The 17,286-nt window shown below is 36.2% G+C and carries 18 protein-coding genes; 17 read left to right on the top strand and 1 reads right to left on the bottom strand.

Annotated features, from left to right (window positions below; all coding sequences use genetic code 11):
* The 8 genes from JJQ98_RS03730 to ilvC all read left to right on the top strand — a co-directional run.
* A partial coding sequence (locus JJQ98_RS03730) for a DNA translocase FtsK (RefSeq protein WP_247596673.1) occupies nucleotides 1–1,534 on the top strand: 1,534 nt, incomplete at its 5' end.
* A gap of 79 nt (nucleotides 1,535–1,613) precedes the next feature.
* On the top strand, nucleotides 1,614–2,918 hold the full coding sequence (gene tig / locus JJQ98_RS03725) for a trigger factor (protein ID WP_151104931.1): 1,305 nt from the start codon (nucleotides 1,614–1,616) through the stop codon (nucleotides 2,916–2,918).
* Nucleotides 2,915–3,505 carry an ATP-dependent Clp endopeptidase proteolytic subunit ClpP gene (clpP, locus tag JJQ98_RS03720; RefSeq protein ID WP_005021895.1) on the top strand — a complete coding sequence of 197 codons (591 nt, stop codon included), beginning with the start codon at nucleotides 2,915–2,917 and terminating at the stop codon, nucleotides 3,503–3,505. The genes tig and clpP overlap by 4 nt, the downstream gene beginning before the upstream one ends.
* A 9-nt stretch (nucleotides 3,506–3,514) precedes the next feature.
* Entirely contained in the window at nucleotides 3,515–4,618 is a 1,104-nt protein-coding gene (locus tag JJQ98_RS03715) for a GGDEF domain-containing protein (RefSeq protein ID WP_005021894.1), read from the top strand.
* Nucleotides 4,618–5,124 (top strand): peptide deformylase, encoded by a 507-nt coding sequence (gene def / locus JJQ98_RS03710; RefSeq protein ID WP_040499866.1) that lies wholly within the window; start codon nucleotides 4,618–4,620, stop codon nucleotides 5,122–5,124. The genes JJQ98_RS03715 and def overlap by 1 nt, the downstream gene beginning before the upstream one ends.
* Before the next feature lie 2 nt (nucleotides 5,125–5,126).
* A complete protein-coding gene (locus tag JJQ98_RS03705) occupies nucleotides 5,127–6,644 on the top strand; it encodes a YifB family Mg chelatase-like AAA ATPase (protein WP_151104870.1) in 1,518 nt (505 codons plus the stop codon).
* A gap of 112 nt (nucleotides 6,645–6,756) precedes the next feature.
* Nucleotides 6,757–7,020: a ComEA family DNA-binding protein gene (locus JJQ98_RS03700; RefSeq protein WP_054195325.1), complete on the top strand. Its 264-nt coding sequence runs from the start codon at nucleotides 6,757–6,759 to the stop codon at nucleotides 7,018–7,020.
* 89 nt (nucleotides 7,021–7,109) lie between these two features.
* The gene (gene ilvC / locus JJQ98_RS03695; protein WP_151104869.1) at nucleotides 7,110–8,135 is read left to right on the top strand and encodes a ketol-acid reductoisomerase; all 1,026 of its coding nucleotides are present in this window, start codon (nucleotides 7,110–7,112) and stop codon (nucleotides 8,133–8,135) included.
* 262 nt (nucleotides 8,136–8,397) lie between these two features.
* Here ilvC and JJQ98_RS03690 read toward each other — a convergent pair whose 3' ends face one another.
* On the bottom strand, nucleotides 8,398–8,829 hold the full coding sequence (locus tag JJQ98_RS03690; protein WP_151104868.1) for a globin domain-containing protein: 432 nt from the start codon (nucleotides 8,827–8,829) through the stop codon (nucleotides 8,398–8,400).
* Between the two features lie 197 nt (nucleotides 8,830–9,026).
* Here JJQ98_RS03690 and nikA point away from each other — a divergent pair, with 197 nt between their 5' ends.
* Genes nikA through JJQ98_RS03645 form a run of 9 tightly spaced genes read left to right on the top strand, consistent with a single transcriptional unit; the run spans nucleotide 9,027 to nucleotide 17,286 of the window.
* A complete protein-coding gene (gene nikA / locus JJQ98_RS03685; RefSeq protein WP_210670776.1) occupies nucleotides 9,027–10,565 on the top strand; it encodes a nickel ABC transporter substrate-binding protein in 1,539 nt (512 codons plus the stop codon).
* Nucleotides 10,565–11,497: an ABC transporter permease subunit gene (locus JJQ98_RS03680; protein ID WP_054198065.1), complete on the top strand. Its 933-nt coding sequence runs from the start codon at nucleotides 10,565–10,567 to the stop codon at nucleotides 11,495–11,497. Before nikA ends, JJQ98_RS03680 begins: the two co-directional genes overlap by 1 nt.
* A 1-nt stretch (nucleotide 11,498) precedes the next feature.
* Nucleotides 11,499–12,305 carry a nickel ABC transporter permease subunit NikC gene (nikC, locus tag JJQ98_RS03675; protein ID WP_060661438.1) on the top strand — a complete coding sequence of 269 codons (807 nt, stop codon included), beginning with the start codon at nucleotides 11,499–11,501 and terminating at the stop codon, nucleotides 12,303–12,305.
* A complete protein-coding gene (locus JJQ98_RS03670; RefSeq protein ID WP_151104867.1) occupies nucleotides 12,302–13,033 on the top strand; it encodes an ATP-binding cassette domain-containing protein in 732 nt (243 codons plus the stop codon). The genes nikC and JJQ98_RS03670 overlap by 4 nt, the downstream gene beginning before the upstream one ends.
* On the top strand, nucleotides 13,017–13,808 hold the full coding sequence (locus JJQ98_RS03665; protein WP_065829608.1) for an ABC transporter ATP-binding protein: 792 nt from the start codon (nucleotides 13,017–13,019) through the stop codon (nucleotides 13,806–13,808). The genes JJQ98_RS03670 and JJQ98_RS03665 overlap by 17 nt, the downstream gene beginning before the upstream one ends.
* Nucleotides 13,809–13,851: 43 nt before the next feature.
* Nucleotides 13,852–14,097, top strand: coding sequence for a twin-arginine translocase TatA/TatE family subunit (tatA, locus tag JJQ98_RS03660; RefSeq protein WP_054198061.1), 246 nt, complete (start codon nucleotides 13,852–13,854; stop codon nucleotides 14,095–14,097).
* 2 nt (nucleotides 14,098–14,099) lie between these two features.
* Nucleotides 14,100–15,665, top strand: coding sequence for an arginine--tRNA ligase (argS, locus tag JJQ98_RS03655; RefSeq protein WP_104719532.1), 1,566 nt, complete (start codon nucleotides 14,100–14,102; stop codon nucleotides 15,663–15,665).
* Nucleotides 15,666–15,674: 9 nt separating this feature from the next.
* Complete coding sequence (gene fabD, locus JJQ98_RS03650; protein WP_005021880.1) at nucleotides 15,675–16,595, top strand: ACP S-malonyltransferase; 921 nt, start codon at nucleotides 15,675–15,677, stop codon at nucleotides 16,593–16,595.
* Nucleotide 16,596: 1 nt separating this feature from the next.
* Nucleotides 16,597–17,286: a 5'-methylthioadenosine/adenosylhomocysteine nucleosidase gene (locus JJQ98_RS03645; protein WP_005021879.1), complete on the top strand. Its 690-nt coding sequence runs from the start codon at nucleotides 16,597–16,599 to the stop codon at nucleotides 17,284–17,286.

The following is a 17,286-nucleotide window of genomic DNA, read 5'->3' as shown; positions in this document are numbered from 1 at the left end:
CCTAGAAAACCTAGAAAACCTAGAAAACCTAGAAAACCTAGAAAACCTAGAAAAACCTCATTCAACCCAAGTGCAAACTCTCAGTGAGAATCAAGCATTACTTGATGAAATCGAACTCACTCCACAAGCATCGCCTATAAGCACAGATTTTATACTCCCTAAACTAGATTTTTTGCAAATGCCTCAAGAAGAGCGTATAGAAATTGATGAAGAAGAAATTGATAGAAAAATCAATGATTTGCTGAGCAAACTTAGAATGTTTAAAATTGAAGGGGATATTGTCCGCACTTATTCTGGTCCTATCGTTACCACTTTTGAATTCCGCCCAAGCCCCAATGTCAAAGTCTCAAGAATCCTCACTCTACAAGATGATTTAGCTATGGTATTGCGTGCAAAAACTATCCGAATCCAAGCCCCCGTCCCGGGCAAAGATGTCGTAGGAATCGAGATTCCAAACAACCAAATACAAACCATTTATTTACGCGAAATATTAGAAAATGAGCTTTTTCAAAATTCCTCTTCCCCGCTTACACTTGCACTTGGGAAAGACATTGTAGGCAATCCTTTTGTTACAGACCTCAAAAAACTCCCTCATTTGCTTATCGCAGGAACAACAGGAAGCGGAAAAAGCGTCGGGATTAATGCCATGATTCTTTCATTGCTTTATAAAAATTCGCCCGATACATTAAAGCTTATTATGATTGACCCAAAAATGCTAGAATTCAGCATTTATAACGATATTCCTCATCTTCTCACGCCCGTTATCACACAGCCCAAACAAGCCATTATAGCCCTAGATAGCACTGTCAAAGAAATGGAGAGACGCTACACGCTTATGAGTGAAGCAAGAATCAAAAACATTGAAGGTTACAACAAAAAAGCAGAAATCGAAGGGTTTGAACCATTTCCTTATATTGTTGTTGTAATTGACGAATTAGCAGATTTAATGATGAGTGGAGGCAAGGAAGCAGAACTCTCTATTGCCCGTTTAGCACAAATGGCAAGAGCGAGCGGAATCCACCTAATAGTTGCCACACAACGCCCAAGTGTTGATGTCGTAACAGGAACCATTAAAGCCAATTTGCCCTCACGCATTAGCTACAAGGTTGGACAAAAAATTGATTCTAAGGTTATTTTGGATATTTTTGGTGCAGAATCTTTACTCGGCAGAGGGGATATGCTATTTACACCACCTGGTGGAGGTATTGTAAGACTCCATGCACCTTGGAGCACTGAAGAAGAGATTGAAAGAATTGTAGAATTTATCAAATCTCAACGCCCCGCACAATATGACGAAAATTTTATGCCAAACAAAGATGAAAATCTCAATTTGCGTTATGAAGGCGAGATAGATGAACTTTATGAAGAAGCAAAACGCATTATGTTAGCAGATGGAAAAACCTCCATTAGCTATATTCAAAGGCGTTTAGGAATCGGATACAATAAAGCCGCAAATATCGTAGAGCAAATGACTGCAAGAGGCTTTTTAAGCGAACAAAACTCCAAAGGTGTGCGAGAAATCATAGGGGAATAATTTTGCTAAATTTGCATATTTAAGCAAAAATTTGATAGAATCCAACATCAACTATTTTTATTTTGGAGTAGATAGAAAAATGAACCCGAGTTTAAAGGTCAATAAAATCAACAATGCTAATGCTAATGCACAAGCAACAATTTCACTTGAAGAATTGGATAAAAAAATCGACAAGGTAACAAAAAACGCTGGAAAAAACTTAAAAATTGATGGTTTTAGAAAAGGTAAAATTCCAACAGCAGTTATCAAAGCACGCTATGGAAAACAACTAGAATCAGACGCACAAAGAGAATGTGTTCAAGATCTCTTACAAGATATTTTAAAGGAACTTCAAGTAGAGCCAAATGCTCTAATTGGAGACCCAAAAATTACGAAGTTTGACAAAAAAGACAATGGAATTGAGATTGAAATAGAATTGAGTTTGACTCCCACAATCCCTCTTGATAAGGTAGAAAGCTGCATTCCAGAAGTAAAAATACCTGAAGTAAGTGAGGAAGAAATCAACAAAAGATTAGAAGAAATTGCAGATGCTAGAGCTCCTCTTGTGGGCATTGAAGATGGAAGAAGGAAGCTAAAAGATGGCGAATATGCCAAAATTAATTTTGAAGGCTTTATTGATGGAGAACCTTTTGAGGGCGGAAAAGCAGAAAATTATCTCTTAAAAATCGGCAGTAAATCTTTCATTGAAGGCTTTGAAGAGCAACTTATTGGCATGAAAAAAGGCGAAGAAAAAGAGATTAATGTAACTTTCCCAGAAAACTATCATGCAAAAAATCTCGCAGGAAAACCCGCTATTTTCAAAGTAAAATTACAAGAAATCCAAACAAAAGGTAAAATTGAGATTGATGACAATTTTGCAAAGACTTTGCTACCAGAAGAAAAAGAAGCTAATGTAGCCCTACTCAAAGAAAAAATCAAAGAACAACTTGCCGCAGAGAAAAAACAAGAACTTTACAATAATGAACTCAAAGGTACTTTGATTGAGAATCTCCATAATACAATTGATTTTGACCTTCCAACCCTAATTGTCGAACAAGAAATGGATTTATTATTGAGAAATGAATTTAGCAAACTTCCAAAAGAAGAACAAGAAAAACTTGCTAAAGACAGCCAAGCCCTCAAAGCAAAACGCGAAGAACAAAGAGAAAATGCACAAAAAAGTGTAAAAGTTACTTTCATTATTGATGCGATTGCAAAGCGAGATAATATTGATATTCACAATAATGAGATTCTAAACACTATCTACTATGAAGCAATGGCAATGCGTCAAGACCCAAAAGCTGTACTTGAATACTACCAAAATAACAATCTAATTCCAGCTATCAAAATGGCAATGCTTGAAGATAGAATATTAACAAATTTACTCAACAAGAAAGCACAATGAGCTATTATGTACCTATCGTCATAGAAAAAACAGGGCGTGGCGAAAGAAGCTATGATATTTATTCTAGACTTCTAAAAGACAGAATCATTATGCTAAGCGGGCAAATTGACGATGGTATCGCCTCTTCAATTGTCGCACAATTACTTTTTTTGGAAGCAGAAGATCCACAAAAAGATATCTATCTCTATATCAATTCGCCCGGTGGAGTTGTTACAAGCGGGCTTAGCATTTATGATACGATGAACTATATCAAACCAGACATTTGCACAATTTGTATCGGACAAGCAGCTAGTATGGGTGCATTTCTACTAAGCTGCGGCACAAAAGGCAAAAGATACTCTTTGCCAAATTCAAGAATTATGATTCATCAACCATTAGGTGGAGCACAGGGACAAGCTACTGATATTGAGATTCAAGCCAAAGAAATCTTGCGTTTAAAAGCAACTTTAAATGAAATATTAGCAGCAAACACCAATCAATCACTAGAAAAAATCTCTAAAGATACTGATAGAGACTTTTTTATGAGTGCGCAAGAAGCCAAAAAATATGGCTTAATTGATAATGTTTTGACAAAAAGCTTAAAATAAGGTTTGGAAATGAAAGATGATTTTGGAGCATTTGCTGAATTACCAAACTTTGAAACCGATGGGATAGAGAAAGAAAAATTACCCAACATTGAAAATATCCCTTCTTTCGCTTCTAGCCCACAACCGCTCGAAAATCAACCATTACAAGAAAACACAACACCCAAAAGCGATTCATTAGAAACCTATGGCGAGCAAATCATACAAACTATGCTTGCCAATAAGATTTTTCCTAGCCCCTATAATTACAAAATTTATTTTGAAAAACTATTAGAAGACAAGCCTCAAGATTTTAAAAATAACGCTATGCGTTTTCTTGAGATTGAATCTACCCCCTCTGAAAAACAAATTTCTCTTGAAAATAAAATCATTAAAGCACAAAGCTGTATGGTAAATACCCTTCAATTAATTAGTGCTGTTTTTAGCAATTTTCAGCTTTTGCAAAATATTCTCAAAAAACACGCTAGAGAAATTGAATCTGTCAATAATGTCAATATGCTACAAAATGTCATAACCATTTTTGAAAAAGAATTAGGGAAAGTGGGCGATCTCTCAAGAAAACAACTACAAGAAATCAAAAGCTCTTATAATAAAACCACTCAAGCCATCGAAAGCATCAATAACGAAATCATTTGTGATAGTAGGTATGGCATTTACAACAAGCATTTTTTGAATGCCAAGCTCCAAAGCGAGTGCGAAGAGATTACTATTGATAAGCACAAATCCTCTCTTATTATGATAAAAGTCGCCAAAAACTTAGCCAAAAAAGTCACCTCTGAAAAAAACGCTACTCTTATCAACAAAACAATCACAAAAATCCTTACAAAAAATTGTAACAAAAGCGATACTTTGGCTTATTGTGGAGAAGGTATTTTTGGGATTTTAATAAGCCATGGGGACAAAAAATTCGCCCAGCGTTTTGCAAACCGCCTTTCTGAAAAAATTTCTACTACCAATGTATTTTTGGGGGAAGAGGAATTATCCCTTAATATATGTAGCGGAATCTGCGAAATTCAAACCAACCAAAATCCAAAAACTATCCTCAAAAATGCTTTAGACGCACTCAAAAAAGCCTCTAATAACAATCTTTCTTTTGCAACCTATGGAGAAAATTGATGCTAGAAGTTATCACCTATCCAAATCCACTATTGCGGCAAATTTCAAAACCAATAGAAAATTTTGATGAATCCCTACATCAGCTTTTAGATGCCATGTATGAAACAATGCTAAACAAAAATGGAGTTGGTATCTCTGCAATTCAAGTGGCAAAACCAATCCGTGCTTTACTTATTTGCCTACCCGATGAAGAGGGCAATCAACACAAAGAAAACTTGCTAGAAATCATTAATCCAGAAATTATAGAAAAAAATGGAGAGATTCTCTTCAATGAAGGCTGTCTCAGCGTCCCTGAATTTTATGAGGAAGTCAAACGCTACTCTTCTTTAAAAATCCATTACCAAAATCGCTATGGCGAGAATCTACAATTAGAAGCCAATGATTATTTAGCAGTTGCCTTGCAACATGAAATCGACCATTTAAATGGCATTCTTTTTATCGACAAGCTTTCTATTATCAAACGCAAGAAATTTGAAAAAGAGCTAAAACAAAAAAGAAAAAGTTAAAAATGGCTTTTCATCTCTTATATTGTGCAGCGCAAGAAGGTTTGGAAGCCAAAGAAGTGGAAGTAGAGGTTAGCTTCACCAAAACACTTCCTTCTTTTCAAATAACAGGATTAGCAGGTAATGCAATCCAAGAATCTCGCCAAAGAGTCCAATCCTCTTTGCTAGCAAATGATTTTAAATTTCCTCCGCTAAAAATTAGCGTCAATCTCTCTCCATCAGATTTACCCAAACAAGGAAGCTTTTATGATTTACCCATTGCACTTTTAATCGCACTTTATGGATATTGCGATTTTAGTGAATTAAACAACCAAACCACACAAAAATACTTTGCTTTTGGGGAACTCGGGCTTGATGGGAGAGTAAAAGACACTCCATCTATCTATCCCTTGCTTTTTTCACTTCTAAGCTATAGCCAAAATGCAGATTCTATTTTCATACTCCCCAAAAGTGCCCAAAAATTCTACTCAAAACTTCCCAACCTCAAAGCCTACTATGTGGAAACACTCAAAGAAGCTATTGAAACACTCAAAAATCCACCGCCTATTGAAATCCTTGAAAGTAATTTACCATTTATGCACAAAAACATAGCGGGAAAAAAATACTATTTTGAAACAAATTTCGCCCTAGATTTCAAAGATATCAAAGGGCAAGAAAGAGCCAAAAGGGCGGCACTCATAGCAGCTTGCGGATTCCATAATATCCTCTTTGAAGGAAGTGCAGGGAGTGGAAAAAGTATGATTTCTTCAAGAATCCCCTATATTTTGCCCCCTTTGAATTTATCTGAAATCCTACAATTAGCCTCAAGCACTCTCAAAATTTCTGCTTTAAGACCTTTTAGGAATCCTCATAATAGTGCCACAAAAGCTGCTATTTTGGGAAGTGCGGTAGGACAAAACATTAAATATGGAGAAATTAGTCTTGCGAATTTGGGGATTTTATTTTTTGATGAGTTGCCACATTTCCCAAAAACAATCTTAGAATCTATGCGTGAGCCACTAGAAAACCACAATTTCACTATCTCCAGACTCCAAACAAAAGTTACTTGTCCTGCAGATTTTATGTTTATTGGTGCGATGAATCCCTGCCCTTGTGGGAATCTCTTAAGCACTTCCAAAGAATGTCGTTGCAACCAAAAAGAAATCAATGCTTACAAAAACAAGATTTCTGAACCCTTTTGGGATAGACTAGATTTATTTGTGCAAATGCAAGAAGGGAGTCAATCCACACACAAAATCACCTCAGAAGAAATGCAACAAAGCATCTTAAAAGCATTTGAATTTCAAAAAAACCGCTCTCAAAAAGTGTTTAATTCAAGGTTGCAAGGCGAAGATTTGGAGCGGTTTTGCACACTCCAAAAAGAAGAAAAACAAATTTTAGATACAGCCATTACGCGTTTTGGAATCTCCGCTAGAGGCGTTGATAAAATCTTGCGAGTTGCAAGAAGCATTGCCGATTTAGAATTAAGTGAGCAAATCCAGAAAAAACACCTAATGGAGGCTTTAAGTTACAGAAAAATTTAAACTGCTACAAAAATACACATACTGACAAATTTGCCCTCACTCTCTTCAATAAATTAAATATTTTTTAACTTTTTTGATACAATTTAGATTATTTCAACTTTTAGGAGAACTTATGTTAAAACTTTTAGCAACATTATTTTTGGCAATATCATTCCTTTTTGGTGCTGTGGATTTAAACAAAGCAAGCAAAGAAGAGTTAATGAGTATCAAAGGCATAGGAGAGGCAAAAGCACAAGCCATCATTGATTATAGAGAAAAAACTCCCCTAAAATCTATTGATGATTTAAAAAACATCAAAGGTTTTGGACCCAAAATTATCGAGAAAATCCGTCCCAATGTAGTAGTAGAAAATCAAGAAATTCAACCCAAGCAATAAACCTCGAAAAGATATTTTTCAAAGTAATTACTAAGTTTGAAAAGAATATAATCAAATCCTTATATTTTACTTAAAAAGTGAGGTTAAATATGGCATTAAAAGTATATTACGATAAAGATTGTGATTTGGGGCTTATCCAAAAGAAAAAGGTAGCTATCATCGGCTTTGGAAGTCAGGGGCACGCACATGCGGAGAATCTAAGAGATTCTGGCGTGGAGGTGGTCATCGGTCTATATAAAGGCGGCAAAAGCTGGGGCAAAGCAGAGGCAAAAAACTTCAAAGTCTTAGAAGTCAGCGAGGCGACAAAATGGGCGGATGTGGTGATGATTCTAATCCCTGATGAGTTGCAAGCTGATGTGTTTGAGAGAGATATTAAAGCACATTTGAGCGAGGATAAAATCATCGCCTTTGGGCATGGCTTTAATATCCACTTTGGGCAAATCAAAGTTCCAAAAGGCGTGGGCGTGATTATGGTCGCACCAAAAGCCCCCGGACACACTGTGCGAAGCGAGTTTGTGAGAGGCGGTGGGATTCCAGATTTAATCGCGGTGGAGCAAGACACAAGCAAGGGCGATGCAAAGGCAATCGCCCTAAGCTATGCCGCAGCAATCGGCGGTGGGCGAAGCGGAATCATCGAGACAACTTTCAAAGATGAGACAGAGACGGATTTATTTGGTGAGCAAGCAGTGCTTTGCGGTGGGGTGAGTAGCCTTGTAAAAGCTGGATTTGAGACGCTAGTAGAGGCAGGATACCCTGAAGAGATGGCGTATTTTGAGTGTTTGCACGAGCTAAAGCTCATCGTTGATTTGATGTATGAGGGAGGCTTGGCGACTATGCGCTATTCTATCTCAAATACCGCAGAATACGGCGATATGGTAAGCGGTCCGCGTGTGATAAATGAGCAATCTAAAAAGGCGATGAAAGAGATTCTCTCTGACATTCAAGAGGGGCGATTTGCAAAAGATTTTATCTTGGAGCGAAAAGCAGGCTATGCACGAATGAATGCCGAACGCAAGAATCTAGCAAATCATAAAATCGAGCAAGTGGGTGAGCGATTGCGTGCGATGATGCCTTGGATTGGTGCTGGCAAGCTTGTAGATAAGGATAAGAATTAATCCTAATCTTCCAAACAGTGTGGATTTATCAAATAATGAATCTACACTACACATAAAAATAGATAAAATACCAAGAAACAATAGCATTAAACATTATGCGCACCAAACTATAACTTTTAGCAACTTAACCTTAGGAAAAGATGTCCAAAAAATCAAAAAATTTAATGAAATTTAAAAAAACAAAATAGTCTAGCAAATGCTAACATTCATCAATTTTTATTCAAATAACCCCTGCTTTCAAAGTTTTTTTGCAAATTAAAATTTATTTTTGTTCTTGATAAATTTTCTTTTCAATCTTGATATAAAACTCCGCAATTTCCCCATACGCCTTGCCCCATGCCTCTAGTACTTCATCACTAGCTCCTAGCACCTCTTTAATCGCCACAAGCAAACACTCTCCCACTAGCGGATAATGCTCAGGTTTGACACTTAGGCGCACATGTGTTTTGCCAATAGATTCTATTGAGGGGCGGATTTTCTCAAGATTATCGATGTTTTTTGCTGCGTTTAAGACTGCCATTGCAAGAGCCTTTGGCTGTGAGCCATCTTTTTGCTTTTGCATATCAAACATACCCTTTACCTGTGGATAACGCGTAAAAAGCTCACGATAAAAAACCTTTGTGATATCCTCACCTTGACTTTTAAGTGCAGGAATTGTGCTTTTTACTAATTCTTTTGTTTGTATATCTAGCATAATAAATCCTTTTGACTTCAAAATATAAAGTGTGCATTTTAGACAAAAATGCATCTAAAAAAATTGACATTTGTTAATCTTTAAATATTTTTATCCATAAATTTTGTTGCAAAACCCACAAAAAACCACTTTGAAAGATTTAAGGTTTTTGGTGTAAAATTGTAAAATTTATTTTTATCTTTAAATCTAGGGCAATTATGATTAAAAAAACACCCCTTATTTTCACCCAGCATATATTTATCTTTCTTTTTTTGCTATTTTTGCCCTTTGTGGCTTTTGGCAGGGAAATAACAACTGCATGGGCGTTAAATGCAGGAAATATCAACCCACACCTTTATTCGCCCAACCAAATGTATGCTCAAATTATGCTCTATCAGCCCCTTATTAGATTTGATGGACAAAAGTTTGTAGGGGAAATTGCAGAATCTTGGGAAATTTCAAAAGATAATAAAACTTATACTTTTTTTATCAAAGAAAATTTGCTTTTTTCTGATGGAAGCCCCTTTGATGCTTATGCTATTGAAGCAAATTTCAAAGCCATTTTAGAAAACAAAACGCGTCATTCTTGGCTTGGAATCACCCAAAAAATTATAAGCGCCAAAGCTTTGGATTCCAAAACTTTTGAACTCAAGCTCACAAGCCCTTATATTGCCACACTCAATGAGTTAAGTCTGCCACGCCCTTTTAGATTTATCGCACCTAGTGCAATGCTAAATGCCTCAACCAAAAATGGCATAAAAGCCCCCATTGGCAGTGGAGCTTGGATTTTAAAAGAAAGTAGGCTTGGCGCTTATGATATTTTTGTGCCAAATCCATATTACCACGGCAACAAACTGCAAATCTCTAAACTTACAATAAAAATCCTACCTGATGCAAATTCCAGAATCTTAGCCTTTGAAAGTGGGGCTTTGGATATTTTAGTGGGGAAAGATTCGATTTCAAGAGAAAACTTCCTGCGTCTAAGCAAAAATGCCAAATACCAAACCATACAATCACAACCACAAGGGACTTTTCATATCATCATCAACGCCTCCAAAGATAGAAAAACAGCAGATATTCATTTACGCAAAGCCATTTTGGCTGCTATTGATAAACAAAGCATTTTAGAAAAAATACTACTCAAAATTGATAAGCCAGCTAATTCCCTCTTTAACCCCTCTTTGGAATTTTGTAACACAACAATGCAAAATGCAACTTTCAATCCACAAAAAGCCAAAGAAAATCTCACCCAAAGCACTTACAATCAAGAATCTTTGCAGTTTGTCTATGTCGCAAATAATCCCATACAAAAAGCCATCGCTGAAGCTATCCAAAATAACTTAGCAAAAAGCGGAATCAAAATAGAGCTTATTGCAAGTGAGCCTATTGGCTTTTTTCAAAAACAAAAAAACGGGGATTTTGATTTGATTTTCAATGAAACTTGGGGGAATCCTTTTGACCCTCATTCTTTCATAGCCTCTATGCTTATCCCTTCACATGCAGATTTTGCAGCACAAAAGGATTTAAATTCCCGCCAAAAAATAGAATCCACAATCCACAAAATCCTCAATCAAACCGATGAAAAAATACTCAAACGCGACTACCAAACCCTACTTAACTTGCTTGATGAAAGTGCCATTTACCTACCTCTTAGCCATAATGTAGTGCTTGGAATCTACAACAAAACCAAAATCAAATCTTACCAAATAGGTGCAATGGAAACTGAATTTTTATTTGAAACAATGGAAGTCAAATAATGTGGCTTTTCATTCTTAAAAGGCTTTTTTTGCTAATCCCTATTTTATTGGTTGTTTCTTTTATTGTCTTTGGAATCTTGCGATTAAGCCCTATTGACCCAGCCTTTGCATATCTCACACAATCTCAAATTCCACCCACACAAGAAGCCCTAGAAGCCACTAGAATCGAGCTTGGATTGAATCTGCCCTTTTTGGAGCAATACTTCATTTGGCTAAAAAATCTTTTTATTTTGGATTTTGGAAATTCTTATGTTACCAAACGACCAGTGTTAGAAGATATTTTATATTATCTACCAACTACACTTAATCTTGCTTTTATTTCTATGCTTGTAGTAATGTTTTTTGGGATTATCCTAGGAATACTTGGTGCTATCAAAAAAGATTCGTGGATTGATAGGGGATTAGGGATTTTTGCTTTCTTTTGTGTTTCTATGCCTAGTTTTTGGTTTGGATTTTTGCTAATTTACATTTTCACTCTAGGTTTTGGGATACTCTCACCCTATGAAGATTTTTCCCCCAAAAGCTACATTTTGCCAGTTATCACATTAAGTCTTATGTCTATTGCTATTAATATGCGACTTGTGAGGGTAAGCTACCTTGAACACCAAAATCAAAGAAATATTTTGTATGCTTATGCAAGAAAACTTCCACAAAATGTTATCCAAAAGCATATCCTAAAAAACTCTTTATTGCCCATTATCACTTCTTTTGGAATGCATTTTGGAGAGATTCTAGGCGGTGCTGTGGTGGTGGAAATACTCTTTGGATTGCCGGGATTTGGAAGGTATGCAGTAAGTGCGATTTATAGTCATGATTACCCCGTGATTCAAGCTTTTATGCTCATTATGGTAGTTGTTTTTGTGCTTCTTAATCTCATTGTGGATATTCTAATGGCTTATCTCAACCCAAAGATCCGCTACAAAGAGAATTAAAATGCGTTTAAAGATTTCTCTATTTTTGGCAATCACACTTATTTTAATTGCCATTTTAGCTCCTATTATTTTCCCTTATGATCCTACTTTGGGGAATTTAGAAGACAAATTTCTCCCCCCCTCACTAGAGCATTGGTTGGGCACAGACCATTTAGGAAGAGATATTTTAAGTCGCTTAGGATATGGTGCTAGAATCTCTATTTTTAGCGTTTTTATTATTTCTTTGCTGATTGCAATAAGTTCCTTTTTTGTAGGGATTGTCGCAGGGTATAAAGGTGGGATTTTGGATAATATTTTAATGCGAATTTGCGATGTTTTCCTGACTTTTCCAACCTTCATTTTAGCGTTATTTTTCATTGCTATTTTTGGCGTTGGGATTACTAATGTGATTTTGGCAATTTTTCTCACTCACTGGGCTTGGTATGCAAGAATGGTTAGAAGCATTGTTTTGGAAGTAAAAACCCAAAAATACATTCAAGCAGCCAAAATGCTTGGGGGAAGCGATTTTAAGATTATGATAAAACATATCCTGCCAGCTGTTTTTGTGCAGATGATTATTCTAATCACCCTTGATTTTGGACATATGCTTTTGCATATCTCTGGCTTATCATTTTTGGGGCTTGGAGTGCAAGCACCTATGCCTGAATGGGGAGTGATGATTCAAGATTTTGCCCCCTATATTATGGAATATCCGCTTTTAATGCTCTACCCGGGGATTTGCATTTTTATCTCTGTTGCTATTTTTAATACCCTAGGGGAATCTTTAAGAGATAAATATTCTTTGGAATCTCTCAAGGAACAAAAATGATAAAAATCAAAAATTTTAGCCTTTTTATCGATGGAAAAAAGATTCTAAACAACCTCAATCTCACCCTAAAAACCAAACAAAAAATCGCTCTTTTAGGACAAAGTGGAAGCGGCAAAAGTCTCCTTGCTAGAGCAATTTTAGGGCTTTTACCCCAAAATGCCACTACAAGCGGCGAGATTCAAAGCAATCAAAAATTTGGAGTGATTTTACAAAATCCTGCAAGTTGTTTTGATGGCATTTTTACCCTCAAAGAACATTTCCTAGAAACGCTCAAAGCACACCATTTAGAATCCCTTTCAAGTGATAAATGGGGCTTAGAAGAAGTGGGCTTAAAAAAAGAGATTTTAGATTCTTATCCTTTTGAACTAAGTGGCGGAATGCTCCAAAGAGCAATGATAGCCCTTAGCATCTGCATCAAGCCTGATTTTATTATCGCTGATGAAATGACTAGCGATTTGGACTGCCTTGGGGTTTGGCAAATTTCAAACCTACTTTTAAATTTACAAAACAAAATGGGCTTTGGAATGCTCTTTATCACTCACGATTTATTTTTAGCCCACAAAATGGCAGAAGAAATCATCATTCTCCACCAGGGAGAAATTATCGAACAAGGCAATAGAGATGAAATTTTCAAAACTCCAAAACACACTAAAACCAAAGAATTGTTATTTGAAAATGAGAGATTGCTAAACACACCATGGGGGGATTTTCGTGGAAACTTTGCTTAAAGTTAGAGACATTACACAAAGCTACAAAAAAGGCAATTTTTTCTCTCAAGCAAAAGAGCATTATGTATTAAAAAATATCCATTTTTCACTCACGCCTAATAGAAATCTAGGAATCTTAGGGCAAAATGGTGCGGGCAAATCTAGCCTTGTGCGAATCTTGCTTGGGCTAGAGAGACCAAAAAGTGGCAAGGTTACTATTTTGGATCATGAGTATTTTCAAGGCAAAGATAAACTAATCCGCCAAAACATACAAGGCATCTTTCAAGATTCTCAAAGCGCACTCAATCCAAGATTAAGCGCTAGGGAATGTATCTTAGAGGGATTAGCAAATTACAATCTCATCACAGATAAAAAGCTCCAAAGTCAAAAATTAGCAAACTTTGTCGGATTAGACCCTCAATCTTTGGACAAAAAAAGTGCATACTTTAGCGGCGGAGAACAACAAAGAATCGCTATTGCAAGAGCCATTGCACTCAAACCAAAAATCCTCATTTTAGATGAAGCGCTCTCCAATCTTGATGTGCATTTGCAAGCCAAAATGATAGACAATCTCAAAGAAATCCAACGCCACTTTGGTATTACCTTCATCGTCATTTCACACGATTTAAGGATTATTTTGCAACTATGCCAAGAAATTATTTTATTGCAAAAAGGGGAAATCATCTTCCAAACCACACAAGAAGAAGGCATAAAAAACGCTATCTTGCGAGATAAAAGCGGTATTTTCAAAGAGTTTTTCCAAGCAAGCTTACAAAATAGTTTTTATGCAAGTTGAAATATGCTATAATAAAGGCTATTTTTGATAAAAGGAATTAAATATGGGATTTTCAAGCTGGAGCCACTGGCTTATTGTTTTATTAATTATTGTTTTGCTCTTTGGGGCTAAAAAAATTCCAGAATTAGCTAAAGGTTTGGGTTCAGGAATCAAAAATTTCAAAAAAGCCATTAAAGAAGATGAAGAAGAAACCACTCTAAATGCCACAGAATCCCAACAAGATAAAATCCAAAAGGATTCTACTACCAAAGAAACTACAACAACCCCTAATGAAACTACAAAAGTTTAACAATGTATCATAAAATTAAAAAAATTGTTGATGAAACACTTGGAATCACAAGTGTTTTGGAACAACCTAGAGACAAGAAGTTTGGGCATTTTGCTCTGCCAACATTTAGCTTTGCAAAAACCCTCAAAAAAAGCCCACAAGAAATTGCACAAAACTTTGCAAAATCTCTTGAATCCTTAGAAGAAATTTCTAGCATAAACATCATTAATGGCTATGTGAATTTCTTTTTGAGTGATAAATTTTTAGAAACATGTACCAAAGATTTTTTAAAACCTTATGCCCCAAAAAAAGAAACCATTCTTTTAGAATATGTCAGTGCCAATCCAACCGGTCCCTTGCATATAGGGCATGCTAGGGGTGCGATTTTTGGAGATAGTTTAAGCAGAATCGGGAAATACCTTGGTTATTCTATCGCCACAGAATACTACATAAACGATGCTGGTGTGCAGATTGAAAATCTAGGGAAATCTATCTATTTTGCTGGGAGGCATTTATTTTTGGGGGAATCTTATGAATTGCCAGAAGGTTGCTACAAAGGCGAATATATCTTAGAATTAGCCAAAGATGCAAAAGAATCTTTTGGAATGGAGATTTTTGAAAATGCGGATTCCATTGCAAAACTTAGCCTTTTTGGCAAAGATAAAATGCTTGATGAAATCAAATCAAATCTCGCTGAAATAGGAATCTTTTTTGATCACTTTGTGAGTGAGAAAGAACTTTATGCACAATGGGATAGCACTTTAGAGCTTCTTAGGGCTAATAATGGAATTTATGAGCAAGAAGGTAAAATTTGGCTAAAATCCACAGAATTTGGCGATGAAAAAGATAGAGTAATCGTTAGAGAAAATGGGGAGCCAACCTATCTTGCGGGTGACATTATCTACCACAAAAACAAAATGGAACGCAACTTCAATCAATATATCAATATTTGGGGAGCAGATCACCACGGATACATTGCGCGCGTCAAAGCAGCCATAGAATTTTTGGGCTATGAGAGTAGCAAACTTGAGATTCTGCTTTCACAAATGGTTGCCTTATTAAAAGGCGGTGAAGCTTATAAAATGAGCAAAAGAGCAGGAAACTTCATCTTGATGAAAGATGTGGTAGAAGATGTGGGTGCGGACGCCTTGCGTCTAATATTTTTGAGCAAAAAAGCAGATACACACTTAGAATTTGATGTGGAAGATTTGAAAAAACAAGATTCATCAAATCCTGTGTATTATATTAATTACGCACATGCAAGAATTCATACGCTTTTTGAAAAATCCCAAAATTCTTTGGACAATTTCACAAAAGATTTTACAAATCTTAGCGAATCTTTGCGTGATTTGTTGGTTTTGGCACTCAATCTCTCAAAAGTATTAGAAGATTCATTTGCACAAAGAAACCCCCAAAAAGTCGTAGAATATCTACGCACTCTAGCAGGAGAATTTCATCATTTTTACAATGAAGAAAAAATCCTCAACACTCCAAATGAAAAGCAAATTTTAAGCGTTTTAAGCATCGTAGCAAAATCCCTCAATGCTGGATTAGCTTTGCTTGGAATACAAGCCAAAAAAAGTATGTAAAGGAAAACAATGAAATTATCTATTATCTTTCCCGGACAAGGTAGCCAAAGTATCGGAATGGGAAAAAACCTCTTTGACAACAGCAAAGAAATTCAAGAGCTTTTTGAAAAAGCAAGTGATATTTTAAAAGAAGATATGCAAAAACTTTGTTTTGAAGAAAACGACAAACTCAATCTCACACGCTATACACAACCTGCAATCTTACTTGTAAGTTACAGCGTTTTTCATCTCATTAAACCCAAAATCTTTGAAAATATCCATATGAGTTTGGGGCATTCTTTGGGAGAATTTAGCGCACTTTGTGCAAGTGGTGCTTTAAGCTTTGAAGAAGCATTAAAACTCGTTAGCAAACGCGGGGAGCTTATGGAAGAATCTTGCAAAAAGCAACAAGCTGGAATGATGGTTGTTTTGGGCTTAGAAGATTCTATTTTAGAAGAATTGTGCGAGAAAAAACGCAATGTAGGCTTAAAAGTTTGGTGTGCTAATTACAATGGTGATGGACAAATGGTTTTAGCAGGCAGTAGAGAAGATTTATCTGCACTAGAGGTGGAACTAAAAGGACTTGGTGCCAAAAGGGCTTTAATGTTGCCAATGTCTGTGGCAAGCCATTGTCCGATTTTGGATAATATGTGCGATGAGTTTAGCACTCTTTTACAAGAAACCTTGCAAGATTCTTTTGCATTCCCCATTATCTCAAATGTAACAGCACGCCCTTATAATACAAAATCACAAGCTTTAGAGCTACTCTCTAAGCAGTTAATTTCTCCTGTGCTTTATAAGCAATCTATCCGAGAAAATGACGCTTCCATTGACTCTTTTATAGAATGTGGAGGCAATGTCTTAAAAGGCTTAAACAAACGCCTCACCTCAAAAGAAACTCTATCACTACAAACTTATGAAGAAATCCAAAACTTCTTACAAAAGGATTAAAATGACTATTGGAATCTTAGGTGCTATGCAAGAGGAAATCTCGCCTCTTTTGGAATATTATAAAACTTATGAAACGATTGCATTTGGCGGAAATACCTTTTATAAAGTTTCTTTGCCCAATAAAACACTCATTATTGCTTGCAGTCGCATAGGCAAGGTGCATTCAAGCCTAAGTGCTGCGACTATGATTTTGCATTTTGGCTGTGAAAAAATGATTTTCAATGGCGTGGCTGGCGGGATAAATCCAAATTATAAAATCGGCGATTTGGTGATTGGAGAAAAGCTCTGCCAACATGATGTAGATATTACTATTTTTGGGCATCCTTTTGGTTATTTTTCTGAAGGAAAAATCTTTACACCCACTGATACAAGCCTCAATAACTTAGCCCTAGAAGTTGCCAAAGAATTTGCAATCCCACTCCATCAAGGCATTATTGCAACAGGGGATCAGTTTATCAGCAGCAAAGAAAAAAAAGAATGGATCAAAAACGAATTTAAAGCCGATGCTATCGAAATGGAAGGGGCAAGCGTGGCAGTTGTATGTGACAATCTCAATATCCCAATTTGTGTGATTCGAGCTATTTCAGACAATGCTAGCGATGAGGCACTTATTAGCTATGAAGAATTTTTAGAACATTCTGCAAAGCAAAGTGCTAATTTAGTGATTAAAATGGTAGAAAAACTTAGATAA

The sequence above is a fragment of the Helicobacter pullorum NCTC 12824 genome (assembly GCF_017979475.1).
GTDB lineage: Bacteria > Campylobacterota > Campylobacteria > Campylobacterales > Helicobacteraceae > Helicobacter_D > Helicobacter_D pullorum.
The sequence above is the reverse complement of the archived record's forward strand: the minus strand, read 5'-3'. Positions and strand labels throughout refer to the sequence as shown.

Excerpts from the sequence above, each read along its gene's own strand:
- tig (WP_151104931.1), top strand. The coding sequence starts at position 1,614 with ATGAACCCGAGTTTAAAGGTCAATAAAATCAACAATGCTAATGCTAAT.
- clpP (WP_005021895.1), top strand. The coding sequence starts at position 2,915 with ATGAGCTATTATGTACCTATCGTCATAGAAAAAACAGGGCGTGGCGAA.
- JJQ98_RS03715 (WP_005021894.1), top strand. The coding sequence starts at position 3,515 with ATGAAAGATGATTTTGGAGCATTTGCTGAATTACCAAACTTTGAAACC.
- def (WP_040499866.1), top strand. The coding sequence starts at position 4,618 with ATGCTAGAAGTTATCACCTATCCAAATCCACTATTGCGGCAAATTTCA.
- JJQ98_RS03705 (WP_151104870.1), top strand. The coding sequence starts at position 5,127 with ATGGCTTTTCATCTCTTATATTGTGCAGCGCAAGAAGGTTTGGAAGCC.
- JJQ98_RS03700 (WP_054195325.1), top strand. The coding sequence starts at position 6,757 with ATGTTAAAACTTTTAGCAACATTATTTTTGGCAATATCATTCCTTTTT.
- ilvC (WP_151104869.1), top strand. The coding sequence starts at position 7,110 with ATGGCATTAAAAGTATATTACGATAAAGATTGTGATTTGGGGCTTATC.
- JJQ98_RS03690 (WP_151104868.1), bottom strand. The coding sequence starts at position 8,829 with ATGCTAGATATACAAACAAAAGAATTAGTAAAAAGCACAATTCCTGCA.
- nikA (WP_210670776.1), top strand. The coding sequence starts at position 9,027 with ATGATTAAAAAAACACCCCTTATTTTCACCCAGCATATATTTATCTTT.
- JJQ98_RS03680 (WP_054198065.1), top strand. The coding sequence starts at position 10,565 with ATGTGGCTTTTCATTCTTAAAAGGCTTTTTTTGCTAATCCCTATTTTA.
- nikC (WP_060661438.1), top strand. The coding sequence starts at position 11,499 with ATGCGTTTAAAGATTTCTCTATTTTTGGCAATCACACTTATTTTAATT.
- JJQ98_RS03670 (WP_151104867.1), top strand. The coding sequence starts at position 12,302 with ATGATAAAAATCAAAAATTTTAGCCTTTTTATCGATGGAAAAAAGATT.
- tatA (WP_054198061.1), top strand. The coding sequence starts at position 13,852 with ATGGGATTTTCAAGCTGGAGCCACTGGCTTATTGTTTTATTAATTATT.
- argS (WP_104719532.1), top strand. The coding sequence starts at position 14,100 with ATGTATCATAAAATTAAAAAAATTGTTGATGAAACACTTGGAATCACA.
- fabD (WP_005021880.1), top strand. The coding sequence starts at position 15,675 with ATGAAATTATCTATTATCTTTCCCGGACAAGGTAGCCAAAGTATCGGA.
- JJQ98_RS03645 (WP_005021879.1), top strand. The coding sequence starts at position 16,597 with ATGACTATTGGAATCTTAGGTGCTATGCAAGAGGAAATCTCGCCTCTT.